Source organism: Nostoc sp. CALU 546, from assembly GCF_048836525.1.
Window position 1 is genome coordinate 1 of record NZ_JAWJTF010000073.1, and the last position, 2,421, is coordinate 2,421.

Sequence of the window (2,421 nt, forward strand, 5' to 3'; positions counted from 1 at the left end):
TCTATTAAAAGGTAAAAGGTAATATCAAGTTTAGTACGTGGTTTATGACTGTCTTAACAGTAATAAACCACGTTTCATTAGGAGTCTGCTCGATTACTCGTAAAAAAACTATCTCATACCATTTCACAAAAATCTTGATACATATAGATTTTTTGTAGGGGTAAAGCACATTGCTCATTGGTGTCAACTTAACGCGAAACCGCACGTCCGCCAGGGATTGTAAATCCCTGTCTCATAGCTAAAGTCCTCTGAAGAGGACTTCATAGCGCAAAAATTTTCAGTCTACTTCAGTAGACTTGAGCAATTAGTCAGGGATTTACAATCCCTGGCGGGTGAACAACACCCAATCAGTACGCTATTTTTGGCAAAAGTAGACACCAGTGGCTTTTCGGCCCATCCCACAAAACTAGCAAAATCATCCCGCAAATAAATATGCAACGCCAAAAATACTATTTTCCAATTCCCAATCCCCAGTACCCAATACCCAATCTCCAATCCCCAATCCCCACACCTTTTTCTTTACAGCACGTTAGCTGAACACCTAAGCTGGATTTAGGATTGATCCAAAAGATTTACGCAGGCGATCGCTCGATGTCTATTCCCCAAATTAGTGAATTTACTATCCGCCGTCATGCCAACGCCAAATCTTTCCAGCGGGGCGAGGCATACTATAAGGCTGGTGCTGTCAATGCTATTACCCAACGTGGTCATCTGGTTCAGGCAGATGTTATGGGCACTCAAGCTAGACCTTATCATGTCAATCTGAGTTTCGATAGCAGTGGGTTAACGTCAGTCAACTGCACCTGTGCTTACGACTTTGACGGGTGGTGCAAACACATTGTAGCCACGATGCTTGTCTGTGCCCGTAACTCAGAAAGTATTGAGCAGCGCCCCACCCTAGAACAATTACTAAATCGCCTGGACTATATCCAAACTCAAAGGCTGTTGCAAGAGTTGGTAAGAGAATACCCACCAATGATTGAGGCGATTGATCGCCATGTAAGTTGGATGACGAATCCTACTGACAAGCTAACAACTATAAAATCCCTGCGCCGCAGTACTATTGATCCGATTCCGTTTCGGCGGCAAGTACGGCAGATTCTCAAGAATACCGTGCGCTACTTTGAGGAGGGGTATGAAGAAGACCCAATTGCTGAGGAATTGCTGAGTGTAGTGCAAACTGCCGTAAATTTTAGCGAACGGGGAGAGGGTGAAAATGCGATCGCTATTTTGGAAGCGATTACCTCTACCTGTGTGGAAAATTGGGATGATGTTGCAGAATACGGTGCTGAAAACGATGAACTTGTGGAGGAATTGAATCATGCTTGGTGTGAAGCAATTCTCAGTACCGAACTCACCCCAGAAGAAAAAGTTGATATTCAAATAAATTTAGAAGCTTGGCAAGATGACTGGAATGTTGATTTTGGTCTAGTTATGGAAGCTTTACGCCAAGGTTGGGATTATCCACCACTACTAGAAGTTCTCCAAGGTAATATCACCGAAAGGGGAGCTTGGGAAGAAGATGTGCCAGACTACGCTGATGATTTGGCACTAATTCGCCTGAAAATTCTTGAACGTCAGCAACGTTCTCAAGAATACCTGTATTTAGCAGAAGCGGAAGGACAAACCCAGCAATATCTAACAATGCTAGGGCGTTTAGGTAGGGTGGAAGAAGCAATTGATGCTGCTCAAACCCAAATGATTTCAATGGAAGAGGCTTTTGCCCTAGCGAAAACACTCAGTGTTCAGGGAGCATTACAGCAAGCGCTAGATATAGCCCAGAGTGGATTAAATTTACCAGGTAATTCTCAGTACGAATTGGGGATTTGGACAAGTGATTTAGCTCTGGAGTTAGGTAATAGTGAAGCTGCTTTATTAGCAATCAAGGCGGCTTTTCAAGTCAAGCCCTCTTTTGTTGACTACCAAAAGATGGCAGAATTGGCTGGGGAAAACTGGGAAAGCGTCAAAACAGACTTGCTGAGAATTATCCGTACTGATAGCAGTTGGGGAACAGAATCGGCCAAGGTGGATATATTCTTGCATGAAGGGCTAATTGACGATGCAATTGCGATCGCTAGTGAACTCAGTTCTTATGATTCAGAGTTGATTCACCGAGTTATGGATGCTGCTATCTCTCACAATCCTGGTTGGGTGATTGCTAATGCTCGTCGCCGTGCCGAAAAGATTATGGATGCAGGTAAAGCCGAATACTACTATTACGCGGTTGAATGGTTGAAAAAAGCACGTAATGCCTACTTAAAATCTGGGAAGAAAGCTGACTGGTTAAGCTATCGGGACAATTTGATGCAAACCCACGCTCGTAAACGTAAATTGATGGGAATGTTTAAGCAGAGAGATATGGATTGAAGGAGGCAGGAGGCAGGAGGCAGAAGGCAGAAGGCAGAAGGCAGGAGGCAGAAG

General features: G+C 44.0%; 1 protein-coding gene. It reads left to right on the forward strand.

Annotation, left to right across the window (positions count from 1 at the left end; translation table 11 throughout):
* Window positions 1-591 precede the first annotated feature (591 nt).
* Entirely contained in the window at window positions 592-2,367 is a 1,776-nt protein-coding gene (locus RRG12_RS28395; protein WP_420761501.1) for an SWIM zinc finger family protein, read from the forward strand.
* Window positions 2,368-2,421 lie beyond the last annotated feature (54 nt).